Raw genomic sequence first — 21,706 nt, 5'->3', positions numbered from 1 at the left:
CGGAAGGACCGCCGTGACCGCAAGCGTCGCCGAGCGCATTCGGTCGCGAGTCGAGCACGTCAACCGTGCGCGTCTGCGGGAATGGGGCGGCCACCACCCGTTGGTCGGCCGACAGCCCGCACTCGGCGATATCCCGCTGAACAGCAACGACTATCTGGCAATCGGTGCTGATCCGCGCATCGCGTCGGCACTACACGCCGCGCCCACCTCCGCCGATCACGGCGCCACGGCGGCCCTGGAAGCCGAGTTCGCCGCGTATCTCGGCGCGCCGGCGGCGGTGTTGTGTCAGTCCGGCTGGGAAGCCAATGTCGGTTTGCTGCAAACGATCGTGGACTGCGACACCCCGGTCTATGTGGACGGCAGCGCGCACATGTCACTGGCCTTCGGTGCTCGCGCGGCCGGCGCGACGGTGGTCGCCTTTCCCCACAATGATGTGGATGCCCTGCGCTGCCGGATCGCGGCGTGCGGCCCGGGCATCGTCGCGGTCGATGCGATCGACAGCACGGCGGGCAGCCGTGCCCAGATCGAGCGACTGTGCGAACTCGCCGAGCACACCGGGAGTGTGCTCGTCGTCGACGAATCCCACACGCTCGGCGTCGACGGGCCGCGCGGTGCGGGCATGGTGGCCGCGCTCGATCTCGCCGATCGGGTGGCCTTTCGCACGGCGAGTCTGGCGAAGGCATTCGCCGGGCGGGCCGGCGTTGTCGCCTGCGATCCGGACATCGCCGACTGCTTTCGCCTCGCGTCCTATCCGGCGGTGTTCTCGTCCGCGGTGCCCGCCCGGGATATCGCCGCGCTGCGGGCCGCGCTCGCGGTGATCGGATCCGCGGAATCGCGTCGTGCCCGGCTGCGTGTGGTCGGCTCGCGGATTCGCCTGGCGATGTCCGCGTCGGGATTCGAGCTCGCCGGCGACGCCGGCCACATCGTTCCGCTGCCGACCGGCCCCGCTCGGCACGCGATCGCGGTGCGTGAGTTCCTCGAGCAGCGAGGAGTTCTCGGCTCGGTGTTCTTCCCGCCGGCGGTACCCGGCGCAGGCACCTTGATTCGCCTCTCGTTGCACGCCGCGCTCACCGACCCACAGGTCGACCGGATCGTCGCCGCCTGCACCGGCGTGGCGAACACCTTCGGGCCGATTCCGCCTGCCCAGCACCCATCGCAGCTCATCAGCTCATAGCGCGAACAATTCGGTCTCCGTGTTCGGCGCGGGACTTGACAGGGTGCCGGACACGGCTTTGACTGACTGGGAAACCGGTTCTACCTCCTACGACAGCGCTCTGAGAGGTCGACGATGGGCACCACGTGGCTAGTTGGTCCGGGGCATCGGCGCAGATCGATCGTCCGTCGCGGAGCCCTCTCGGTATCGGCGCTGATCGGTGCGTGCCTGCTGTCTGTGACGGCCACTCAGACCGTGTCCGGGCAACCCATGGCGAACCCCTCCGACACCGGGTTCGCAGTTCCTTTCTCCGGTGCGCCCGCCTACGAGTACGTGGCGCCGAAACAGCTGACCAGTCCGGAGCAGCTCAACCAGCCGCTCGGTCAGGCATTGGCCGATACGATCGCCGGTCAGGTGGGTCTGGACCGGGCCGACGCGCTGACCGAACAGCAGTATCGCGACCTCAGCACCGGTGGCGGCGTCGGCGGCAGCCCGGCGGCCGGTGAGGTGATCGTCGCCTGCGTCGAGATTCTCACCAATACGGTCGGCCGTCCCGTCTATTCCGAGGTCAACGGGCAGAACACGCCCTCGGTGCTGGCGAGCTACGGTCTGTACGTGAACCCCGGTGGGCTCTTGGAGAGCCCGGCCAACGCGGACGCGCCGACCAGACAGGTGAACACCTTGCTCGCGCCCGGCGGGTACATCGGCACCTGGTTGCGCGACAACGGTGCGGAGAGAACGCTGGCCGCGCTCTACCGGTCGGCCTATACGGTGCAGGCCGCCTACGGCTTCGCGGCACAACAGATTTCGGGCGCGGCTCAGCTGGTGACCAACACCAAGGGCGGCGTGAATTCTGTGGTCGGCATGTCGATGGCCCCGCCGCTGTGGATTGTGAACTTCGCGCTGATCTACATTCTCAACCCGGCCCTGGCGGCCGCGATGCCGGCCCACTGGGCTCCCATCCCGCCGCAGGTCGCCGACGCCATCACCGCGAGCCCCACCGGTCAGGTTCCCTTCGGCGACTACGCGGCCTACTTCGAGTGACGGGCAGCGGACTCAGGCGGTGCCGGGATCCGCTGTCAGGCCGGGCAGGATATAGCGGCGCACGTGGCTCAGCACCGCTACCCGGTCGTCAGGGTCGATGGTGTCGCCATGGATCGTGCCCAGGCTGATCAGCACCCGCGCCACCCACTCCGAGACCTGGGCGAGATCGTGACCGGGGTGCACCTCGCCGCGCGCTACCGCGGTCTCGACGTAGGGACGCCAGAAGGACGCGAGGTCGGGGATCAGACCGGCGACGGCCGCGTCGGTGCACAGGGCGAATTCCTCGGGTTCTTCGGTCCGTAGCCGAATGACCAGCGCTCCGGGATCGTCATAGGCGCCTCGGCCGATGCGCACGCCCGCCGCGAGCTGCTCGCCGAAGGTATCGATCGCATCCAGTTCTGCGCGCGCATAGGTCCAGAACGTGTCGGTCAGCCGGATGATCGCGGCGCCGAGCAGGGTCGTCTTGTCGGGGAAATGCCGGTAGAGCCACGCGCGTGAGACCCCGGCCTCCTCGGCGACCTCGCTGACCGTGGTGGCCCGGATTCCCTTGGTCGCCAACAACTTCTGTGCGGCGTGGAGTAACCGATCGACAACCGTCGCAGTCGGAGCTTCGGTCACGCTGCTCACTTTCGGGGTCGGTGTGCACGCGGGGACGGCATCGGTTTTCCCGAAACCCTAGCAAGCGGTGGACAGATCTGAGAATGTGACAACTACGAGTAGACACTCTTTCGAATCTGTCTACAGGTCCGCTCGAAGGGATCAGAATGACGTACCAACCGCGCACCGCCGTCATCGGCGCTGGTATCAGCGGCCTCACCGCGGGAAAGATGCTCAACGACTACGGCGTGCCCTACACCTGCTTCGAGTCCTCGGACCGGGTGGGCGGTAACTGGGCCTTCGGCAACCCGAACGGGCACAGCAGCGCCTACCGGTCGCTGCACATCGACACCTCGAAACATCAGCTGTCGTTCCGGGATTTCCCCATGCCGGAGCACTATCCGGATTTCCCGCACCACACCCAGATCAAGGAGTACCTCGACGACTACAGCGCCGCCTTCGGGCTGACCGAGCACATCGAATTCGAGAACGGCGTCGAACACGCGCGCCGCCTCCCCGACGGCGGGTGGGAACTGACAACCCAGCGCACCGGGACGCGCTCCTTCGATCTGCTCGTTGTCGCGAACGGACACCACTGGGACCCGCGCTACCCCGATTTTCCCGGCGAGTTCGCAGGAACCACGCTGCACTCGCATCACTATGTCGACCTGCGCACACCACTGGATTTCTCGAATCAGCGGATTCTCGTGGTCGGTATCGGCAACAGTGCCGCCGATATCGCCGTGGAACTGTCGTCGAAGGCGCTGGGCAACACCCTGAGTCTGTCGACCCGTTCCGGCGGGTGGATCGTGCCCAAGTACGTCGCGGGCCGACCGGCGGACAAGTACTACCGGACCAGTCCGCACATTCCGTACGCGTGGCAGCGCAAGTTCTTGCAGTGGGGCCAGCCGCTTCTTTCGGGACGCCCGGAAAACTATGGCCTGCCGACGCCCAATCACAAGTTCTTCGAGGCGCATCCGACCCAATCGGTCGAGCTCCCGCTGCGGCTGGGATCCGGTGACGTGATCCCCAAACCCGATGTCGCGCGGTTGGACGGCCACACGGTTTATTTCACCGACGGCACCAGCGACGATTTCGATATCGTCATCTACGCCACCGGCTACAACATCACCTTCCCGTTCTTCGATCCGGAATTCCTCAGCGCCCCCGACAATCGGATTGATCTGTACAAGCGGATGTTCGTGCCGGGCATCGACGACCTGGTCTTCGCCGGATTCGCCCAGGCGACGCCGACCCTGTTCCCCTTCGTGGAATCCCAGGCGCGGCTGGTCGGCGCGTACGCGGTCGGCCGGTACCGATTGCCGGAACCGGAGCGGATGCGCGAGGTGATCGTCGCCGACCATCAGCGCTATATCGGGCATGTGCTCGCTACCCCCCGCCACACCCAGCAGGTCGACTATTTCCTCTACGAACACGATATGCGGACCCGGGAAATACCGGCGGGAGCGCAGCGGGCCCTGGTCCATGGCCCGCCGTCGTGGGCCCGAGTGGCCGAGACCGACGCGACGACCGTGGGAGCGCACCGATGACCGACGACTACCGCCAGATCTCCTTCCTTTCGCAGGGAACCACCTGCGACGGCTGGTTCTTCCCCGCGACACCGGATGGTTCGCACACAGGCGCACCCGTGGTGGTCATGGCGCACGGATTCGGTGGCACCAAGGACTCCGGTCTCGCGCCGTTCGCCCGGCGCCTCGCCGATGCGGGCCTGGCCGTGCTGGCCTTCGACTACCGTGGCTTCGGCGCCTCCGATGGGCAACCGCGCCAACGGATTTCGATGGCTGATCAGGTGCGGGACTACCACGCCGCGATCGTCGCGGCCCGCGCGCAGCCCGGCGTCGATCCGGCGCGGATCGCGCTGTGGGGCATTTCCCAGTCCGGCGGACACGCGCTGACGGTGGCCGCGGACCGGACCGACATCAGCGCGGTGATCGCGATGGTGCCGATGATCGACAGCCTCTCCGCGGGGCGCCACGCGCTGGCCCAGCTGGGCGTCGGTGCCCTCACCCGCTCCACGATGACCGGGGTGCGCAGCGCGATCGCGGGGCGTTTCGGCCGCGCGCCGATCATGATGGCGCTGGCAGGTAAACCCGGCGAGCGGGCCGCGTTGACCGCCGAGGGCTACTACGAGTCCTATACCGCGTTGGCCGGGCCGACCTGGCGCAACGAAATCGACGCCGCCGTCGTCCTCGAGCTCGGTGGCTACCGGGCCGATCGGCACGCCGACCGCATCACCGCCGCGGTTCTCGTGCAGATCGCCGACTTCGACCGCGCCGCACCACCCCACGCCGCGGCCAAGGCGGCGTTCAAGGCCCGCGCGGAGGTCAGGCACTACCCGTGTGACCATTTCGATCTCTTCGCGGGCAACCCGTGGTTCGAGACCGCCGTCGCCCATCAGGCGCAGTTCCTACGACGACATCTGCTCGCCGGTGCGCGCGATCAGGTTCGCGACACCACGGAGGGGGCGGCATGACCGGCGATCAACGCTCGGCGCTGGTGATCGGCGGAGCGTCCGGCATCGGCCTGGCGACCGCGCGCACCCTGGCGGCCGAGGGGTATCGGGTGACCATCGCCGACATCGACGGCGACGCGGCCCGTGCCGCGGCGGCACGGCTCGGCGGCGATGTCACGGCGATCCGCATGGATGTCACCGACGAGGACTCGGTCGCGTCGGGGTTCGAGTCCGTGCCCGGTGTGCACACCGTGGTGAACTGTGCCGGGCTCTCGATTCCGGGCGCGATCACCGAACTGGAACTGGCGCACTGGCAGACCACTGTCGACGTCTGCCTGACCGGAACCTTCCTGGTTCTCAAACACGCGGGTCGCCACGCCGCCGAGGGCGCCGGCATCGTCTGCATCGCCTCACTCAACGGTCGACAACCGGGAACCGGGTTGGCCTCCTACTGCGCGGCCAAGGCCGGTGTGCTCATGCTCGTCGAGGTCGCCGCCTTGGAATTGGCCGAGCGTGGCATTCGGGTCAACGCGATATCGCCCGGCCTGGTCGATACCCCGCTGGTCGCGGGAATCTCGATGGTGCCGGGGCTGACCGAGGAGTATCTGGACAACGCCCCGCTCGGGCGCAGCGGACGACCGGAGGAGATCGCCGACGCTGTCGCCTTCCTCGCCTCCGATCGCGCGAGCTGGATGACCGGATCGGCGATCGATCTCAACGGCGGCGCGCATCTGCGTCGCTACCCGGATGTACTCGGCCGGGTGCGGGCGATGGCGGCGAACCCGCGACATCCGTAAGTTGCTGCCGCGTAGGGCGATCGCACCGAGTGCCGGGTTCAGCGCAACGCACCCGGTAGGAGGTCGTCGATCGCGGCGGCGCTACGCGTGAGCATGGTGTGGAACATCCGGTCGCCGCGTGGCGTGGGAGCGGCTGCGCCGCAACCGAACACGACGATGAGCGGGGCGTGGATCAGCGACGAGACGTAGTCGGCCCAGCACTGCTCCACGCGGTAGTCGGTGACACCGTGCCGGGTGAGCTCCCGGTGATAGTCGGCGACGATGGACCGCTCGTGTCGGCGACGATCCTCGATCGTCAGGCTCGTCGAGAGCAAGAAGGCGATGTCGCGCAGTGGTTGTCCCGGGGTGATCGTCTGCCAGTCGAGCAGCGTCACCGTGCCGTCGGGCGCGAACATCACATTGTCGACGCGCAGATCGCCGTGCAGCAGCGCGAAATGGCGCAGCGGGGCGACCAGCCAGTCACCGGCGGACGCGACGAGCCATGCGACGGCGGCCCGCTCCAGGTCGGTGAGCTGATCATCGAAACGTGCGACGAAGGCGTCGGCCATCGGCGCCAGCACCGAGTCCATCAGGTCCCGATCCTCGTCGGTGGGTAGCGACAAGCCCGGCACCTGGAACAACGTGTCGTCACACCAGCGCGGTCCGTGCAGCCCGGCGGCGGCGACGGCGACGGCGCGCGCCTGTTCGACGGTGCACCCGGCGATCTGGTCTCCCTGCACCGCGGGCGCGAGATCGTCCAGGAGCAGCACGAATTCGCTGCCGGATGCCGAGACGACGGCGGCATAGCAGCCCGGCACCGGCGCACGCAGCGTCGCGGCCAGGTCGCGGTAGAAGCGCACCTCGTTGCGGAAGGCGCCCGCTCCGAATCGGCGATGCTCCTCGGATCCGATCGCGAGTTTGGCGATCATGCTGTCCGGCAGGGTGGTGCTGTCGCGATAGCGCAGCAGCAGCCGGTACGAGCCTGCCATCTGACCCGAACCCACCGGCGCCACGGCTACCCGATCGACATCCACCGCGTGTCCGTGCGCCCGCAGGGTCGCGGTGAGCCAGGCGGGGGTGAGCGCGTCCGGATCGGTCGGGATACCCTCCGAAACCGCTTCGGGAGAAGCGTATTCGGCGTTCACGCGACACTTCCCGCGGACGCGGGCAACGCGACCGAGCCCGGGTTGGCAGGCAACACGCGCCGGTTCGAGCGGATGGCCCGGTAAGCGTCCAGGACCGGTACCAGTTCGGTGGGGGTGGCGCCGTGCAGGATCACCGAGTCGACGCCGAGTTCGAACTGCCGCTCGACCGCCGCGGCGCGGGCGCTCGGGGAACCGGTCGCGCAGTCGCGCACCCATTCCCGCGGAATCACCGCGGCGAGTTCGGCGAGCTCGGCGGCATCGGCCGTCGCGTCGATCGCGCCACGCGCCGAGGCGAACGCGGTGCTCGCCCGCACCCGCTCCAGATCGTCGTCGCGCCAGCCGTTGGCTCGCATCAGGATCTCGGGATAGCCCTGCAGGTAGGTGGCCAGGCGGCCGTAGAGGCGGCGCAGTTGATCGAGTTCGTCGAGCTCGTCACCGACGGTGGCCACGACCGACCAGATCCGCACCGAGGCGGGATCGCGCCCGGCGCGTTCGGCGGCCTCGCGCACCGTCGCCACCGCGGTCGTGGTGGCTTCGGCGCTGAGAAAGGTGTGCAGGACGACCGCGTCGGCGATCCGGCCCGCCAGCTGCAGGGTTCGCGGGCTCATCGTGACCAGCAGTACCGGCGGCGGTGCATCGAGTGTCACCCCCAGATGCAGCACCGGGTAGGAGCCGATCGCGCCGTCGTGGCCGACGACCGTTTCCCCGCGCCACAACCTGCGCACGATGTCGGTGATCTCGGCCAGTTGCGCACTGGTCACGTTCGCCAGTCCGAGAACCTGCCACAGTGGCGCGATGCCACGCCCGAGACCGAGCGCGAAGCGTCCACCACTGAGTTCGGCGAGGGTCGCGCCCATGTTCGCGGTGACGATCGGATGCCGGGTGTTGTGGTTGGTCGCCGCGGTGGCGATACCGAGCCGGGTCGTTACCGCCGCGAGCGCGCCGGACAGGACCGCGGCGTCCTTGATGTTGAATCGCTCGGAAACGAAGGCCGTGCCGAGGCCGATCCGGTCGGCCAGCACGGCCTCGGCCGCGAGCTCGGCCGGGGTGACGGGGTGACGCGACAGCGCGTAATAGCCGAGTTCGGTCAGTTGCGGCGGGAGTTGTTCACCCGATGACATCGACGGTCACCTCCGATGTGACGATTTCGTAGGTGGTCGAGCGTGATTCGCGTCGCCACAGGGTGCCGCCGCCCACCGTGGCGCCCTGCGCGACGAGTGTGCGTTTGAGGATCTTGTTGGTGGCGGTGGTCGGCAGATCGGCGGTCAGGCGCACGAATCGCGGCCAGGCTTTGGGTGAGAGGTCGAGTTGCTCGCCGAGGAACGCGGTGAGCTCGCCCGGATCGAGAGTGGCGTTGTCGCGCAGCACGATCGCCGCCATCACGGCGTCACCGACCTGATCGTCGGGGACCGCGTAGACAGCGACCCGGCTGACCGCGTCGAGCCGTTGCAGGATTCGCTCGATCGGACCCGCGGCGAGGTTCTCACCGTCGACGCGCATCCAGTCGGCCGTACGACCGGCGAGATAGAGGTAGCCCTGCGCGTCCTTGTAGGCCAGATCCCCGGACCAGTACAGGCCGCCGCGGGTCCGCTCGGCGGTGGCCTCCTCGTCGCCGTAGTAGCCCATGAACAGGCCGGTTCCGTCAGCGTTGACGAGCTCGCCGATGGCCTCGCCGGGATTGGCCAGTGCGCCGTGTTCGTCGAAGACGGCGCACGGGCATTCGGTGACAGTCGCCGAGTCGTACACAGCCACACCGGGATAGCCCTTACCGATGGAACCCGGCGGGGTACCCGGTTCCCTGGTGATGATGATCGCCAGTTCGGTAGAGCCGAATCCGTCCCACACCGTGCACCCGAAGCGCCGGGTGAACTCGTCGATATCGCGGTCGGTCGCCTCGTTGCCGAAGGCGACGCGCAGCGGGTTGTCGGCATCGTCGGGCTGCTGCTCGGTGGCGAGGATGTAGGCCAGCGGTTTGCCGACGTAGTTCATGTATGTCGCGCCGCTGCGCCGGATATCGGCCAGGAAGGTCGAGGCCGAGAATTTGGCCGGCGCCATGGCCGCCCCGCTGGCGAGGGCGACGCAGTAGCCGCCGAGGATCGCGGCCGAATGGAACAGCGGCATCGACAGGTAGCAGATGTCGTCGGAGCCGAGGCCGAACCGCTCGACCAGCGGCGGCCCCGCGAACGGCACCATCATGTGCGCGAGCCGCACGGGTTTGGGGTTGCCGCTCGTGCCGGAGGTGAAGATGAGCATGAAGGTATCCATCGCGCCCGGCACCGTGTGCGGCGTCAATTCGCCTGCGCTGTTCAGCAATTCGGCCCAGCGCGGCAGCGAGACGTCGATGACCGTGACGCCGTCGAGGTCGAGTCCGTCGAGCAGTGCTCGGTGCTCGGCGTCGGTGAGCAGGATCTGGACGTCGCCGCGCCGGATGTCGTCGGCGAGGGCGCCGCCGCGCCGGGTGTTGTTGATGCCGACGGTGACGTATCCGCCGAGCGCGCCGGCGGCGAGGCTGGTGAGCATCTCGGCGGAGTTGGCGAGCAGTGTTCCCACGTGCATCGGACGGGCGGAGTCGGCGAGAGACAGTATCGCCGCGGCCTGGCGTCGCGCCGCGGCGATGTGCTCGCGCCACGTCCAGGCCCGATCGGGGCAGATGATCGCGAGGGAGTCGTCCTCGGCTCGCGCGAGCAAAAGTTCGGTGACTGTTGCAGCCATGGGCCAAACTTAGAACACGTTCTTTGCGGATGTATACAGATTTCAGAAATTGTCTACTCGGCGGATCGGCGTGGTGCGGATCGGCTCGTGGCCGCTGAACGGGTGGTGGGTGATTGCCAGGAAGCCGGCTACCTGCTAGCGTCCAGACAAGTGTCCAGGTGAGTGTCCAACCGTCGCCTTCTCGCCTGTTGTGTCGAGGATTCCGGTCGCGTCGGGTGCTCGGCGCCGACACCTCGAAGACCTAGCTGAGGAGATCGACATGGCGATTGTGCAATCGTTGCCGCCGGCGTCGGATGGTCGACGTCGTCTCGGGTTGAGCAGTCCGGTGGACGGGGGAGCCGTCGGCGACATCGTCGTGAGCACGCCCGAGCAGGTCGGGCAAGCGGTGGCCCGTGCCCGCCTCGCCCAACCGGCGTGGGCGGCACGCCCGGTGCGCGAACGCGCCGCCATCATCCGGGCGGCCGTCGAGGTCTTGATCGCCCGCCAGGACGAGGTCGTCGACACTCTTCGGGCCGAATCCGGCAAGCCGCGCATCGAAGCCATGACGATCGAGATCTTGGCCTCGTGCGATTTCCTGAACTACTGGAGCCGCCGAGCCAAGCGTGATCTCGCTGATCGCCGCGAACGCCTGCACGGCTATATCCGGCCGTTCAAGAAGCTCACCGTGCACTACCGCCCGCTCGGCGTCGTCGGCGTGATCACGCCGTGGAACGCGCCTTTCGTGCTGTCGATGAATCCGGTGGCGCAGGCGCTGTTGGCAGGCAACGCCGTCGTGCTCAAACCCTCGGAAGTCACGCCGCATTCGGGTGGTTGGGTGGTGCGGATCCTGCACGAAGCCGGTGTTCCGGCGGATGTGCTGCAGGTGATCCACGGCGACGGCGAGACGGGCGCCGCCCTCGTCGACGCCGAGGTGGACAAGATCGCCTTCACCGGCAGTGTCGCCACCGGCCAGAAGGTGGCGCAAGCGTGCGCGGGTCGGCTGATCGAGTGCACCTTGGAACTGGGCGGCAAGGACGCCATGATCGTCTGCGACGACGCCGACATCGAACGGGCCGCGGAGGGCGCGGTGTACCTGTCGATGTTCAATGCCGGCCAGGTGTGCCTGAGTGTGGAGCGCATCTACGTCGTGGACAGCGTCGCCGACGAATTCATTCGGCTGGTCGAGCAGAAGGCGCGATCGTTGACCTACGGTGCCGGTGACGGCAAGGATATGGGTCCGATGTGCTGGGATCGTCAGGTGGCGATCGTCGCCCGCCACCTCGAAGACGCGAAACGCCGCGGCGCCGTGCTGCTGGTCGGGGGTGAAGCCGACACCGCCGATGGCTTGTTCGTCGCGCCGACGGTCGCGGTCGGGGTCACCCATGACATGGAATTGATGCGGGAGGAGACTTTCGGTCCTGTCGCGGCGATCATGCGGGTCGCCGACGAGGAGGAAGCGATCCGACTGGCCAACGATTGTCAGTACGGGCTCAGCGGCAGTGTCTTCACCAAGGACACGGCGAAAGCGATGCGCATCGCCAAGCGTCTGGACACCGGATCGGTTGTCCACAACGACGCCGCCGTGATCTACGGAGTGCCGGAGGCGCCGTTCGGCGGTCGCAAACGCAGTGGCCTCGGCCAGACGAACGGCCGCCACAGCCTGCGCGGATTCACCCACGCCCAGCCGATTCTGCTCGATCGCTGGCAGTTGAAGCGCGAGCGGATCTGGTACCCGTACACCGAGGATTCGGTCGCGGCCATCGCGGGCACGCTGAAGTACGGGTTCGGCAGCGCGATAGCGCGCCGCCTGATGTCCTGACCGCGATTCGCCGATCGCAGCAGAAATTCAAGGGGTCCACACCGTGATTCGACGCGGTGTGGACTCGGTCGAGGTGAGTGGAGAACAGCATGAACGACGAGCGATCGTTGCGGGGGCGCGGGGCGGTCGTGGTCGGCGGAAGCCGGGGGATCGGCTTCGCGGTCGCCGCGCTACTGGCCAAGAACGGTGCGGGAGTGGTGATCAACGGTCGTGACGAGGCGGCCGTCGGCCGGGCGGTCAAAGCCATCACGCTGTCGGGAAACTCGGCCGTGGGCGTGACGGGATCCGCGGCCGACGCGGCGATCGCGACCCAGGCGATCGACCGCTGTGTCGAAGAATTCGGCGCCGTGGACATTCTCGTCAACTGTGCCGGAATCGCCGAACCGCCCGCCTCGTCGATTCTGGACGCGAAGCCATGGGATTGGCGGGCCCTGCTGGATTCGCATCTCACCACGGTGTTCAATACCTGTCGCGCCGCCGCGCCTCGAATGGTCGAGCAGGGGCGCGGTTCGATCATCAATACCAGCTCCTTCGCCTACCTCGGAGACTATGGCGGAACGGGATATCCCGCGGGCAAGGGCGCGGTCACGAGTCTGACGTTGGCGATCGCGGCGGAGTTGAAAGAACACGGCGTGCGGGCGAATGTCGTCTGCCCCGGCGCGAAGACGCGCCTTTCCTCCGGATTCGCCTACGAGGCCAAGATTCTCGAACTCTACCGGCGGCAGATGCTCGACGAGGCGACGATGCGCGGTTCGCTCGACGCGCCGCCGGCGGACTACGTGGCGCCGCTCTATCAGTTCCTGGCCGACGATCTCTCGGCCGATATCACCGGTGAGATCTACATCGCGGCAGGCGGATTCGTCGGCCGCTTCGAACGCCCGACCCCCACGCTCGTCGGCTACCGGGATCATCGGGACGCGCCGCCGTGGACGATGGCGGAGTTGCGCCAGATGATCCCCGAGCGCGGTGCGGATCGCTCCACGCGCTGAGAATTCGCCGGTTTTCGCCCCGGTGTGGGGACGACCCTGTCCGATCTACTGTCCATGAAAGGTGTTCTCATGGCCTTTGTCATCACCCAGCGCTGCTGCAACGACGCGAGTTGCGTCGCGGAGTGCCCGGTCGACTGCATCCGGCCGCGACCCGGAGATCCGGATTTCGCGAAGGCCGAGATGCTGCACATCGATCCCGATACCTGCATCGACTGCGGCGCCTGCATGGATGCCTGTCCGGTCGACTCGATCTACGACGCGGACGACCTGCCGGTGAACCTGCTGCGATACGCCGAGATCAACGCCGCGTACTTCCAGCACCATCCGCTCGACACCGCGATCACCGTGGGCGCCGCGCCCCCGCGACTTCCGCGTGCGGCGGGCCGGTTGCGCGTGGCGATCGTCGGCACCGGGCCCGCGGCCTGCTACGCCGCCGAGTTCCTGCTCGGCCGCGGCGATGTGGAGGTCGAGATGTTCGATCGCCTACCGACCCCGTGGGGGTTGGCTCGGTACGGAGTCGCGCCCGACCATCCCGAGACGCGCGGCGTCACCACCATGTTCGCGTCGGCGTTCAAACGCGACTCGGTGCGATTCCACCTCAATGTCGAAGTGGGACGCGATATTTCGCACGCGGAGTTGCTGACGTACTGCCACGCGGTGATCTACGCGGTCGGCGCCTCCGCCGATGGCCGACTGGACATACCCGGTGAGGACCTGCCGGGCAGTCACTCGGCCACCGAGTTCGTCGCCTGGTACAACGGGCACCCCGATTACGCCGATCACCACTTCGACCTGTCCGGCGAGCAAGCGGTCATCGTGGGCAACGGCAATGTGGCGCTCGATATCGCGCGAGTGCTGACCACGGATCCGGATCAGCTGGCGGGCACCGATATCGCCGATCACGCGGTGGAGGCATTGCGCCACAGCAATATCCGCCGAGTACTGCTGCTGGGCAGACGCGGACTTCGGCAGGCGGCCTACACCGGCCCGGAATTCCTCGCGCTCGGACAATTGTCCGGTACCGACGTCGTGATCGATCCCGCCGATATCGATGACGAGGTGCTCGCCGCACTGTCGGATCCGGCCACCGACCCGACGACCCGCCTCAAGCTGACCCTGGCCCGCGAGTACAGCGCGCGAGGTACCACCGGCGCGTCTCGGCTCGTCGACTTCCGGTTCCGGGTCACCCCGGTGGCACTGACGGGCGAGGCAGGAGTCGAATCACTCCGGCTGGTACACAACGAGATTCACAGCGGCCCGCAGGGGCCGGTGGCCGTGGCGACCGAGCGCGCGGAAACCATCGACACCTCCCTGGTGCTGCGGGCCGTCGGCTACCGCGGCAGGCAGGTTGCCGATGTACCGTTCGACCCAGGCAAGGGCATCATCCCCAACGACGGCGGTCGCGTGCTCGACAGCGCGGGCGAGGTGCTGGCCGGCGTCTATGTCGCCGGGTGGATCAAGCGGGGGGCGCGCGGGGTGATCGGCACCAACCGCGGCGACGCGGAGCAGACCGTCACCGGGATCGTCGAGGACTTCACCGCCGGGCGCTTGGCCGTGCCGGGTGGCGACCGGGAAGACCTGCTCACCCTGCTGTCACAGCGCTGCCCGGATCTCGTCGACCGGGACGGATGGGCGCTGATCGACGCCGCGGAACGGGCCAACGGCGCCGCCGCGGGTCGTCCTCGCGTCAAGTTCACCCGGGTCGAGGACATGGTCGAGACCGCACGCGGACGATAACGAAAGGCGGGCCGGGCCTGTAGTGGCCCGGCCCGCATCTCGGAAATCTGTTCTCGGTTCAGAGCTCGGTCAGGTCGGCGAGTTTCGCCGAAAGCCGGTCGAGGTAGTGCAGCACCTCGGTTTCGGTGCGGTCGGGCAGTCCGTACAGCACATCGGTGACCCCGGCGCCCGCCCACTGCGCCAGCTTGGCCGGGTCGGGTTTGAAGTCGAGTGCCACCACGCGTGGACGGTCGGCGCGCCCGGCGTCGGCCCAGATCTTGTGCAGCAGAGCGAGTCGCGCGGTGATATCGGTTTCGGTCGGTGTGGTGATCCAGCCGTCCGCGTTGCGCGCGATCCACTCGAAGGTGCGCTCGGTGCCCGCCGCGCCGATGAGTACCGGGACATGGCGCTGGACGGGTTTGGGCCACGCCCAACTCGGTCCGAACGACACATAGTCACCCTGGTAGGCGGCTTCCTCCTCGGTCCACAGCGCCCGCATCGCCTCGAGGTATTCGCGCAGCACAGTGCGCCGCTTGTTCGGCGGCACCCCGTGGTCGGTGAGTTCGTCGGTATTCCAGCCGAATCCGGCTCCGAGCGTCACTCGCCCGTCGGAGAGGTGATCCAGGGTCGCGACCGTTTTGGCGAGGGTGATCGGGTCGTGTTCGACGGGCAGCGCCACGGCGGTGGACAGTTCGATCCGCTCGGTGACCGCCGCCGCCATGGCCAGCGACACCCAGGGATCGAGGGTTCGGGTGTAGCGGTCGTCGGGCAGCGACGCGTCGCCGGTCGAGGGGTGGGCCGCCTCGCGTTTGATGGGAATGTGGGTGTGCTCGGGGACGAAGAACGACGCGAAGCCGCGATCCTCGGCCGCCCGGGCCGCCACCGCGGGCCGAATGCCGCGGTCGCTGGTGAACAGGACGATCCCGAATTTCATCAGTGTCAACTCTTTCGTGGTGTTCGATTGTCGGGCGCCGACATCACCGGTGCAGGAGGCGAAGAACGACGAGTCCGGGATCAGCCCCGCCATCGACGTGCGACGCGTAGTCGACCCCGGCGTCGATCAGCGCGCCCGCGTACAACTGTTCGAGGGTTCGCGTCGTTGTGGGGTCGGCATCGGGACCCAGCGCCGCGTGCACACGGCGGCGTATCTCGTCGGTGAGGTAGCTGCGCAATCGCGCGATGCCGGAATCGTCGTACTCAGGCGAAGGCGTTGGCCGCCGAGCTGTTTCGGCCACAGGGTGCTCCTTGGAATAGTGGTCGGTGTATTCCGGTGGTCACCACGTCACCACGGAGCGCAGCACGCGCCCGGATTTCATGGTCTCGAAGGCCTTTTCGACGTCGGCCAGGCCGATGCGTTCGGTGACGAACAGGTCGAGGGGCAGGCGCTGCTGGCGATACAGTTCGATCAGCGTCGGGAAATCGCGTTCGGGCAGACAGTCGCCGTACCAGGACGATTTCAGCGCGCCGCCGTGGGAGAAGAAGTCCAGCAGCGGCATCTCCAGCCGCATCTGCGGCGTCGGCACCCCGACGAGGACGACGGTTCCGGCCAGATCGCGGGCGTAGAACGCCTGCTTCCACGTCTCGGGACGACCCACCGCGTCGATCACGACGTCGGCACCGAAACCGTTCGTGAGCTCGCGGATTCGCTCGATGGGATCCTCGGTCGCGGCATCGACGGTGTGGGTCGCGCCCAGTGCGGTCGCGCCGGTCAGTTTGGCCGGATCCCGGTCGACGGCGACGATGGTGCTCGCGCCCGCCAGGCGCGCCCCGGCGATCGCGGCGGCCCCGACGCCACCACAGCCGATGACGGCGACCGAGTCGCCGCGGCCGACGTTGCCGGTGTTGAGAGCGGCGCCCAAGCCGGCCATGACTCCGCAGCCGAGCAGGCCCGCCACGGCCGGATCGGTGGTGGAATCGATGATGGTGCACTGCTTTTCGTGCACCAGGGTCTTGTCCGCGAAGGCCCCGATGCCGAGGGCCGGGGTCAGTGGTGACCCGTCCTCGAGCGTCATCTTCTGCTCGGAGTTGAAGGTATCGAAGCAGTACCACGGCCGGCCGCGACGGCATGCGCGGCAACTGCCGCACACCGCACGCCAGTTCAGAACCACGAAATCGCCTACGGCGACATGGGTTACGGCGGTGCCGACCCGATCGACGACTCCGGCTGCTTCGTGACCGAGCAGGAACGGGAATTCGTCATTGATCCCGCCCTCACGGTAGGTGAGGTCGGTGTGGCATACCCCGCAGGCCGCCACCCTGACCACGACATCATGGGGGCCGGGGTCCGGGATGATGATGTCGACCAGCTCCACCTCGGCGCCGGCTCGGCGCGCAACGACGCCCCGCACTGTTTCGGTCACTTCCCCGCTCCTTGTGTCTTCTCGTGCTCTCAGGATGTTTTGTGTGGCACCGCGACCACCAGGCCGCCGTCCATGACGAATTCCGATCCGGTCGCGTACGAGGACTCGTCGCTGGCCAGGAACAGGACGAAGGTCGAGACCTCGTGTGACTCGGCCGGGCGGCCGAGGGGGATGGTGACCAGATCCTCGGGCAGCCCGGCGGTCATCGGCGTCCGGATCAGTCCGGGATGGATCGAGTTGACGCGAATATTGTGCGGCGCCAACTCCAGCGCGGTCGATTTCGCGAGGCCGCGCACGGCCCACTTCGACGCCACATAGCCGTGCGCCCACGGTGCACCGCGCAGGCCCTCGATCGAGGAGACATTGATGATCGACCCGCCGCCGCCGGTCGCGATCATCGCCGCCACCGAGGCGCGGATGCCCAGAAATGTTCCGGTCAGGTTGACGTCGATGATCTGACGCCACTTGTCCAGATCGAACTTGCCGATGGCGCCTCCGTTGACGATGCCCGCGTTGTTCACCAAGACGTTCAGCCCGCCGAATTCGTCGACCGCGCGCGACACCGCGGCCGCCCAGTGGTCGGGCTCTGTCACATCGAGATGTACGAAAACCGCTGCACTACCGAGTGATTCGGCCAGCGCTCTGCCTTCGTCGTCGAGGATGTCGCCGATAACGACCTTGGCGCCCTCCGAAACCAGCAGCCGGGCGTGCTCGGCGCCCATTCCGCGCGAGCCGCCACTGATCAGCGCGATTTTTCCCTCTACACGTCCCATGCCGGTCACGCTAGCATCTGTCTGTACTGAAATCCAGACATGTGTCTGGATAGCTGACCAGAGGAGAAACCATGCCAATCCGCGTTGCCCACGTTGGCACCGGAAACGTCGGTCGCCTTGCCCTGTCCGGCCTGATCGAGAGCCCGAACTTCGAGTTGACCGGAGTGTGTGTCAGTACGCCGGACAAGGTGGGCAGGGATGCGGGCGACCTCGCCGGTCTCGACGTGGTCACCGGGATCGCCGCTGTCGCCGACCTCGACGCGCTGCTGGCGACCCGACCGGACTGTGTCGTCTACTGCGCGATGGGCGATACGCGGCTGCGTGGCGCGATGGATGATTGCCGACGTCTGCTCGCCGCCGGGGTCGATGTGGTGGGTTCGGCGCCGGGAATGTTGCAGTTTCCCTGGGGTGCGCTGCCCGAGGCATACATCACACCGGTGGAAGATGCTGCTCGGCAGGGCAATTCGAGCCTGTTCATCACTGGAGTCGACCCGGGATTCGCCAACGATCTCGTGCCGCTGGCCCTGACGGGAACCTGTCAGACCGTCGAGCAGGTGCGCTGTATGGAGATCGCCGACTACGCCACCTATGACGGGGCGATCGTCATGTTCGACGTCATGGGTTTCGGGAAGTCGCTCGACGAAGTGCCGATGCTCCTACAGCCGGGCATTCTGGGCGCCGCGTGGGGCCCGGCGATCCGGCAGCTGGCCGCCGGGCTCGGCGTGACCGTCGACGCGATCACCGAGAGCTACGAGCGGGTTCCCGCGCCGGAGGCCTTCGATATCGCGGCGGGGCATATCCCGGCCGGTGGCCTGGCCGCCCTGCGTTTCGAGGTGCGCGGTGTCGTCGCGGGCGAGCCGCTGATCGTGATCGAGCATGTCACCCGGTTGCGCGAGGATTTGTGCCCCGACTGGCCGCGGCCCGCGCAGGGTGGCGGGTCGTATCGGGTCGAGATCGTCGGCGAGCCGTCGTATCACGTCGATGTGTGCCCGACGAGTCGCAACGGCGACCACAACTACGCGGCGATCCTGGCCGCGGCCGGACGCATCGTGAACTCGATCCCGGCCGTCGTCGCCGCGGCCCCGGGAATTCGCACGACTCTCGACCTACCGTTGATCACCGAACCCGGACGGGTCGTGGTCTCGGTCTGAGCGCCGCGCGCAGAGCTGTCGGCTGCTGTTCCACCGGGGACAGCAGCCGACAGGTGTTGTGAGAGTGCGCTACCCGACCGCTGCCAGGGGATGCGACGTGGTCGGTGCGCCGTGGGTGGTCGTCACCACAGGGGGACCGGGGAGGTGCCGAGGGGGTACCAGCCCGGCAGTTTGCCACGGGAGTTCACTACCCGCTCGATGCGCTTGTTCACCCCGGCAGGCAGGTCGTTGTTCGTCATCATCTCAGTGAACAGCACGGTGAGGTTGCCGTAGTCGAAGAAGTCGCGCTGCCACTTCCACTGGAAGTCGCCGCCGTATTTGAACCAGCTGCCCTGGATGCCGTCGAGGGAGTAGTTCGTGCCGTCGGCGCGCTTGACCTCGCAGACCTGCTTCCACAGGCCGAGCATGTCGCCGGTCTTCTCGTCGGTGACCCAGGCCTGATAGGGGTAGGTCCAGCCCTCGAGGCCGTCCATTTCCAGGCCGATCGCGTAGTCGCGGATCTCGGTGCGACCGATCGCCATGAAGTCGTGCTTGGGCCCGTAGTTCCAGCCGTAGGTGGCGTCCTCGGTGTAGAACTCCGCCAGCGGCCGCCAGTCACCTGCTTTTTCGCACTCGACGTTCGCCTGCAACCACCGTTGGATCATTTCGTCGAGTTCGGCGCGGGGAAATGACATGAACATTGCTCCGATCTGTACAGCCGACTCTGTGCCGTCTGGCATCGAGCCGCAGTGATAGCTCGTACGGTACACAGTGTGTGAACATGTGTATAGACACATGTCCAACTAAATGTCCAAGCGTGCGCGGGGAACGTCGGTGGATCAGGGGCGGCCGCTGACGGCGGCGGTGACCGCGTCGAGGAAGGGCTGGCCGCCCATGGCGTAGCCGCCGGCGATCGCGCCGAGGACCAGGCCGACGGGGCCGGTGATGATGCTGAGGAAACCGAAACCGAGGACCGTGCCGATGAGACCACCGAGCAGGCCGCCCGCGACGACGCCGACCACGTTGCGGTTGATCTCGTTCGTCAGTTGCGACATCGGGCTGATGGCCTGCATCTCGCCGACGGCGGTGGCGTTCGGCTGCGGGGCCAGGACGAGGTGGTGCCCATGGTCGGAGATCGTCTGCGCCACCCGCATCTGCCTGCCCGAGATCTGGTAGACGAGCGGGATGCGGGTGACGACCTCGCCCGAGTCGGCGACGAGGGTCACGGCGTCGTCGGTGGTGGTGAAGGTGCCCCCGACAACGGTGGTGGTCAGCACCCGGGAGAACTCGGTGAGCGTGGCCTCGTAGTGCACGGATCGGTCGACGCCGGAGGTGGTGGCCGCGGGGGACGGCGACGGAGTGGCCGGCTGCGCGGCGGCGGTCCCGGCGGTGATCCAGACGGCGGCGCCGACCAGGAGCGTGGCAGCAGGGAAGTAGCCGAGTTTCATGGGGAATTCCTTTACGCATCACGAAGATTACGCGGTCGAACGGCATGCCCGGCTCGGGCATGAACCATGTTGTCCGCCAGTGAGATCGGGCAGACCCTAGCACCCTTTTCCGGTTGTCGGTGAACCCGCGCCGAATTCGGTTGATGGATCCGTAATTTCATTGTTAAAAGATTCAGATTCACAATTCGACACTGTCGTGTGTGCCGTGTAAGAACTGTCAGGCGAGTGGGATGTCGGTCGGGGACGTCTCTCGGATGAATAGGGACAAAGCGGATGGCGCGTCGGAGAAACCTGGTCTTGCTCGGCGTCTCGATCGGGGCGGTGTTGTCCCTGGCAGGTGCGTTCTACCTGGTGCTTTCCGTCGCGATCGGGTTCGCGGCCGAAGCGCCCGGCGGGACCGGCGAGGTCGCTGCCGAAAAAACTTCGCCGACCGAGGTTTCAACAACTCAACCGCTGGGAACTAATACCGATATTTACGGCGGTGTCGCCTCCACATTGGCCAAGTCCGCGACGCAGATTCCCTGGGTCGACCTGACTGTCGGCGATTGTGTGGATATGAATGCGAATCCGGCCGATATTCGGCAGGTCGCGTGTGGCGACGTCAGCTCCCGCTACAGAGTGGCGCGATTGGAGCCGATGGGTGGTCAGTGCCCGGGCGACGTCGACAGGGCGCAACCTCGGACGCTGCCGGGCGGTGTGGACCAGACTCTCTGCCTGGATATCGACTGGACCGTCGGCGAATGCCTCGACATGGCGGGTGACTCGGCCCGGCACGTGGACTGCGCCGCCGACGCCCCCGGTCGGGTCCGCGTCCTCGAGATCCGGCACGACACCACGGATGTGAACGTGTGCACGACCGGAGACCGTGGTGTCGTCTACGGCCAGCGCCGCTTCGTGGTCTGCGTCAGCACCCGCTGAACCGCCGCGATCGACGGGTGTGGCGGTTGCGCGGCACTCGATCTCGCCTCGATCCGGCCGACGGTCCCCTCGGTGTCGGATACGTGTGAGATCCTCGGTGTAACACCGTGACCGGTGATTTCTAGGAGGAATCATGACCAACGCAGTCGGCATCACTCCCGCGGGAATCGGACGTCGGGCAGGAGCCAGGTTCATCGACTGGATCATCGCGGGCATCGTCGGCGGCGTGCTGTTCTGGCTACTCGAGCGAGCCACCGATCTGCCCAGCTGGATCGCGATCCTGCCCGGTGCCGGATTCGGGTTCCTGTACTTCGTCGTCTTCGAAGTGGTCACCGGATCGACCCCGGGCAAGAAGCTGCTCGGTCTGCACGTGAACGGCGCGGGCGGCGCGACCAAGCCCGATCTCCTCGAATCGGCCAAGCGCAACGCCTACATGCTGCTGAACCTGATTCCGTGGTTCGGCGGGCTGCTGTGGTTCATCGCGGCCATCGGCATCGCGGTGACGGTGAGTTCGAGCTCGAGCAAGCAGGGCTGGCACGACACGTTCGCCGGCGGCACCCAGGTGGTCAAGGACTGATACGGCCCCGCGCGATCGTGTTGCGTTCTTCGTCGCCCCCGCGATAAGGGATCGGCGAACGCCGAAAATTCCCGTGCCGGAAGAGGAACCGAACACA

General features: G+C 67.2%; 21 protein-coding genes. 11 read left to right on the top strand and 10 right to left on the bottom strand.

The features are described from left to right. Nucleotides 1-13: 13 nt before the first annotated feature. Nucleotides 14-1,174 (top strand): aminotransferase class I/II-fold pyridoxal phosphate-dependent enzyme, encoded by a 1,161-nt coding sequence (locus tag NA12_RS06080; protein WP_067446879.1) that lies wholly within the window; start codon nucleotides 14-16, stop codon nucleotides 1,172-1,174. A 114-nt stretch (nucleotides 1,175-1,288) separates the two neighbouring features. Then, nucleotides 1,289-2,197, top strand: a complete 909-nt coding sequence (locus NA12_RS06075) for a hypothetical protein (protein ID WP_067446877.1) — start codon at nucleotides 1,289-1,291, stop codon at nucleotides 2,195-2,197. A 12-nt stretch (nucleotides 2,198-2,209) separates the two neighbouring features. Here the strand turns inward: NA12_RS06075 and NA12_RS06070 are convergent, their stop codons facing one another. Next, entirely contained in the window at nucleotides 2,210-2,815 is a 606-nt protein-coding gene (locus NA12_RS06070) for a TetR/AcrR family transcriptional regulator (protein WP_084472468.1), read from the bottom strand. 146 nt (nucleotides 2,816-2,961) lie between these two features. On the opposite strand from NA12_RS06070, the gene NA12_RS06065 reads away from it, so the two are divergent. Genes NA12_RS06065 through NA12_RS06055 form a run of 3 tightly spaced genes read left to right on the top strand, consistent with a single transcriptional unit; the run spans nucleotide 2,962 to nucleotide 6,064 of the window. Then, nucleotides 2,962-4,344, top strand: a complete 1,383-nt coding sequence (locus tag NA12_RS06065; RefSeq protein ID WP_067446874.1) for a flavin-containing monooxygenase — start codon at nucleotides 2,962-2,964, stop codon at nucleotides 4,342-4,344. Next, nucleotides 4,341-5,288 carry an alpha/beta hydrolase gene (locus NA12_RS06060; protein WP_067446872.1) on the top strand — a complete coding sequence of 316 codons (948 nt, stop codon included), beginning with the start codon at nucleotides 4,341-4,343 and terminating at the stop codon, nucleotides 5,286-5,288. Before NA12_RS06065 ends, NA12_RS06060 begins: the two co-directional genes overlap by 4 nt. Further along, on the top strand, nucleotides 5,285-6,064 hold the full coding sequence (locus tag NA12_RS06055) for an SDR family NAD(P)-dependent oxidoreductase (RefSeq protein WP_174551050.1): 780 nt from the start codon (nucleotides 5,285-5,287) through the stop codon (nucleotides 6,062-6,064). Before NA12_RS06060 ends, NA12_RS06055 begins: the two co-directional genes overlap by 4 nt. A 38-nt stretch (nucleotides 6,065-6,102) precedes the next feature. Here NA12_RS06055 and NA12_RS06050 read toward each other — a convergent pair whose 3' ends face one another. Genes NA12_RS06050 through fadD1 form a run of 3 tightly spaced genes read right to left on the bottom strand, consistent with a single transcriptional unit; the run spans nucleotide 6,103 to nucleotide 9,900 of the window. Then, complete coding sequence (locus NA12_RS06050) at nucleotides 6,103-7,188, bottom strand: phosphotransferase (protein WP_174551049.1); 1,086 nt, start codon at nucleotides 7,186-7,188, stop codon at nucleotides 6,103-6,105. Further along, complete coding sequence (locus NA12_RS06045; RefSeq protein ID WP_067446870.1) at nucleotides 7,185-8,309, bottom strand: TIGR03857 family LLM class F420-dependent oxidoreductase; 1,125 nt, start codon at nucleotides 8,307-8,309, stop codon at nucleotides 7,185-7,187. Before NA12_RS06045 ends, NA12_RS06050 begins: the two co-directional genes overlap by 4 nt. Further along, on the bottom strand, nucleotides 8,296-9,900 hold the full coding sequence (gene fadD1 / locus NA12_RS06040) for a fatty-acid--CoA ligase FadD1 (RefSeq protein ID WP_067446868.1): 1,605 nt from the start codon (nucleotides 9,898-9,900) through the stop codon (nucleotides 8,296-8,298). Before fadD1 ends, NA12_RS06045 begins: the two co-directional genes overlap by 14 nt. A gap of 259 nt (nucleotides 9,901-10,159) precedes the next feature. Here fadD1 and NA12_RS06035 point away from each other — a divergent pair, with 259 nt between their 5' ends. The 3 genes from NA12_RS06035 (at nucleotide 10,160) to NA12_RS06025 (ending at nucleotide 14,424) form a co-directional block, all read left to right on the top strand. Next, nucleotides 10,160-11,698 (top strand): aldehyde dehydrogenase family protein, encoded by a 1,539-nt coding sequence (locus tag NA12_RS06035; RefSeq protein WP_067446866.1) that lies wholly within the window; start codon nucleotides 10,160-10,162, stop codon nucleotides 11,696-11,698. Between the two features lie 89 nt (nucleotides 11,699-11,787). Then, on the top strand, nucleotides 11,788-12,687 hold the full coding sequence (locus tag NA12_RS06030; protein ID WP_067447573.1) for an SDR family NAD(P)-dependent oxidoreductase: 900 nt from the start codon (nucleotides 11,788-11,790) through the stop codon (nucleotides 12,685-12,687). Between the two features lie 69 nt (nucleotides 12,688-12,756). Beyond that, a complete protein-coding gene (locus tag NA12_RS06025) occupies nucleotides 12,757-14,424 on the top strand; it encodes a 4Fe-4S binding protein (protein ID WP_067447571.1) in 1,668 nt (555 codons plus the stop codon). A 58-nt stretch (nucleotides 14,425-14,482) separates the two neighbouring features. On the opposite strand, the gene NA12_RS06020 is transcribed toward NA12_RS06025, so the two are convergent. The 4 genes from NA12_RS06020 to NA12_RS06005 are packed head-to-tail and all read right to left on the bottom strand — an operon-like array spanning nucleotide 14,483 to nucleotide 17,536. Then, complete coding sequence (locus NA12_RS06020) at nucleotides 14,483-15,337, bottom strand: LLM class F420-dependent oxidoreductase (RefSeq protein ID WP_067447569.1); 855 nt, start codon at nucleotides 15,335-15,337, stop codon at nucleotides 14,483-14,485. 43 nt (nucleotides 15,338-15,380) lie between these two features. Next, nucleotides 15,381-15,638 carry a hypothetical protein gene (locus NA12_RS06015; RefSeq protein WP_132369881.1) on the bottom strand — a complete coding sequence of 86 codons (258 nt, stop codon included), beginning with the start codon at nucleotides 15,636-15,638 and terminating at the stop codon, nucleotides 15,381-15,383. Between the two features lie 39 nt (nucleotides 15,639-15,677). Continuing rightward, nucleotides 15,678-16,763: an S-(hydroxymethyl)mycothiol dehydrogenase gene (locus NA12_RS06010; protein ID WP_067446862.1), complete on the bottom strand. Its 1,086-nt coding sequence runs from the start codon at nucleotides 16,761-16,763 to the stop codon at nucleotides 15,678-15,680. Between the two features lie 29 nt (nucleotides 16,764-16,792). Then, entirely contained in the window at nucleotides 16,793-17,536 is a 744-nt protein-coding gene (locus NA12_RS06005) for a glucose 1-dehydrogenase (RefSeq protein ID WP_067446860.1), read from the bottom strand. A gap of 71 nt (nucleotides 17,537-17,607) precedes the next feature. Between NA12_RS06005 and NA12_RS06000 the strand changes: the two genes are divergently transcribed. Then, on the top strand, nucleotides 17,608-18,687 hold the full coding sequence (locus tag NA12_RS06000) for an NAD(P)H-dependent amine dehydrogenase family protein (protein ID WP_067446858.1): 1,080 nt from the start codon (nucleotides 17,608-17,610) through the stop codon (nucleotides 18,685-18,687). A gap of 122 nt (nucleotides 18,688-18,809) precedes the next feature. Here NA12_RS06000 and NA12_RS05995 read toward each other — a convergent pair whose 3' ends face one another. Together NA12_RS05995 and NA12_RS05990 are read right to left on the bottom strand one after the other, a co-directional pair. After that, nucleotides 18,810-19,361 carry a Cif family virulence factor gene (locus NA12_RS05995; protein WP_067447567.1) on the bottom strand — a complete coding sequence of 184 codons (552 nt, stop codon included), beginning with the start codon at nucleotides 19,359-19,361 and terminating at the stop codon, nucleotides 18,810-18,812. A gap of 144 nt (nucleotides 19,362-19,505) precedes the next feature. Further along, nucleotides 19,506-20,114 (bottom strand): DUF8020 domain-containing protein, encoded by a 609-nt coding sequence (locus NA12_RS05990; protein WP_067446856.1) that lies wholly within the window; start codon nucleotides 20,112-20,114, stop codon nucleotides 19,506-19,508. 273 nt (nucleotides 20,115-20,387) lie between these two features. Here NA12_RS05990 and NA12_RS05985 point away from each other — a divergent pair, with 273 nt between their 5' ends. Continuing rightward, a complete protein-coding gene (locus NA12_RS05985; protein WP_067446854.1) occupies nucleotides 20,388-21,032 on the top strand; it encodes an LppU/SCO3897 family protein in 645 nt (214 codons plus the stop codon). A 133-nt stretch (nucleotides 21,033-21,165) separates the two neighbouring features. Then, on the top strand, nucleotides 21,166-21,609 hold the full coding sequence (locus NA12_RS05980) for an RDD family protein (RefSeq protein WP_067446852.1): 444 nt from the start codon (nucleotides 21,166-21,168) through the stop codon (nucleotides 21,607-21,609). Nucleotides 21,610-21,706: the final 97 nt, after the last annotated feature.

Source organism: Nocardia alba NBRC 108234 (assembly GCF_001612665.1).
GTDB lineage: Bacteria > Actinomycetota > Actinomycetes > Mycobacteriales > Mycobacteriaceae > Nocardia > Nocardia alba.
Note: the sequence above shows the minus strand (reverse complement) of the source record. Positions and strands in the feature narration are given on the sequence as shown.

Bases quoted from the DNA above. Each gene is read 5' to 3' on its own strand.
- NA12_RS06075 (WP_067446877.1), top strand. From the start codon at position 1,289: ATGGGCACCACGTGGCTAGTTGGTCCGGGGCATCGGCGCAGATCGATC.
- NA12_RS06065 (WP_067446874.1), top strand. From the start codon at position 2,962: ATGACGTACCAACCGCGCACCGCCGTCATCGGCGCTGGTATCAGCGGC.
- NA12_RS06060 (WP_067446872.1), top strand. From the start codon at position 4,341: ATGACCGACGACTACCGCCAGATCTCCTTCCTTTCGCAGGGAACCACC.
- NA12_RS06055 (WP_174551050.1), top strand. From the start codon at position 5,285: ATGACCGGCGATCAACGCTCGGCGCTGGTGATCGGCGGAGCGTCCGGC.
- NA12_RS06045 (WP_067446870.1), bottom strand. From the start codon at position 8,309: ATGTCATCGGGTGAACAACTCCCGCCGCAACTGACCGAACTCGGCTAT.
- fadD1 (WP_067446868.1), bottom strand. From the start codon at position 9,900: ATGGCTGCAACAGTCACCGAACTTTTGCTCGCGCGAGCCGAGGACGAC.
- NA12_RS06035 (WP_067446866.1), top strand. From the start codon at position 10,160: ATGGCGATTGTGCAATCGTTGCCGCCGGCGTCGGATGGTCGACGTCGT.
- NA12_RS06030 (WP_067447573.1), top strand. From the start codon at position 11,788: ATGAACGACGAGCGATCGTTGCGGGGGCGCGGGGCGGTCGTGGTCGGC.
- NA12_RS06025 (WP_067447571.1), top strand. From the start codon at position 12,757: ATGGCCTTTGTCATCACCCAGCGCTGCTGCAACGACGCGAGTTGCGTC.
- NA12_RS06020 (WP_067447569.1), bottom strand. From the start codon at position 15,337: ATGAAATTCGGGATCGTCCTGTTCACCAGCGACCGCGGCATTCGGCCC.
- NA12_RS06005 (WP_067446860.1), bottom strand. From the start codon at position 17,536: ATGGGACGTGTAGAGGGAAAAATCGCGCTGATCAGTGGCGGCTCGCGC.
- NA12_RS06000 (WP_067446858.1), top strand. From the start codon at position 17,608: ATGCCAATCCGCGTTGCCCACGTTGGCACCGGAAACGTCGGTCGCCTT.
- NA12_RS05995 (WP_067447567.1), bottom strand. From the start codon at position 19,361: ATGTCATTTCCCCGCGCCGAACTCGACGAAATGATCCAACGGTGGTTG.
- NA12_RS05990 (WP_067446856.1), bottom strand. From the start codon at position 20,114: ATGAAACTCGGCTACTTCCCTGCTGCCACGCTCCTGGTCGGCGCCGCC.
- NA12_RS05985 (WP_067446854.1), top strand. From the start codon at position 20,388: ATGGCGCGTCGGAGAAACCTGGTCTTGCTCGGCGTCTCGATCGGGGCG.
- NA12_RS05980 (WP_067446852.1), top strand. From the start codon at position 21,166: ATGACCAACGCAGTCGGCATCACTCCCGCGGGAATCGGACGTCGGGCA.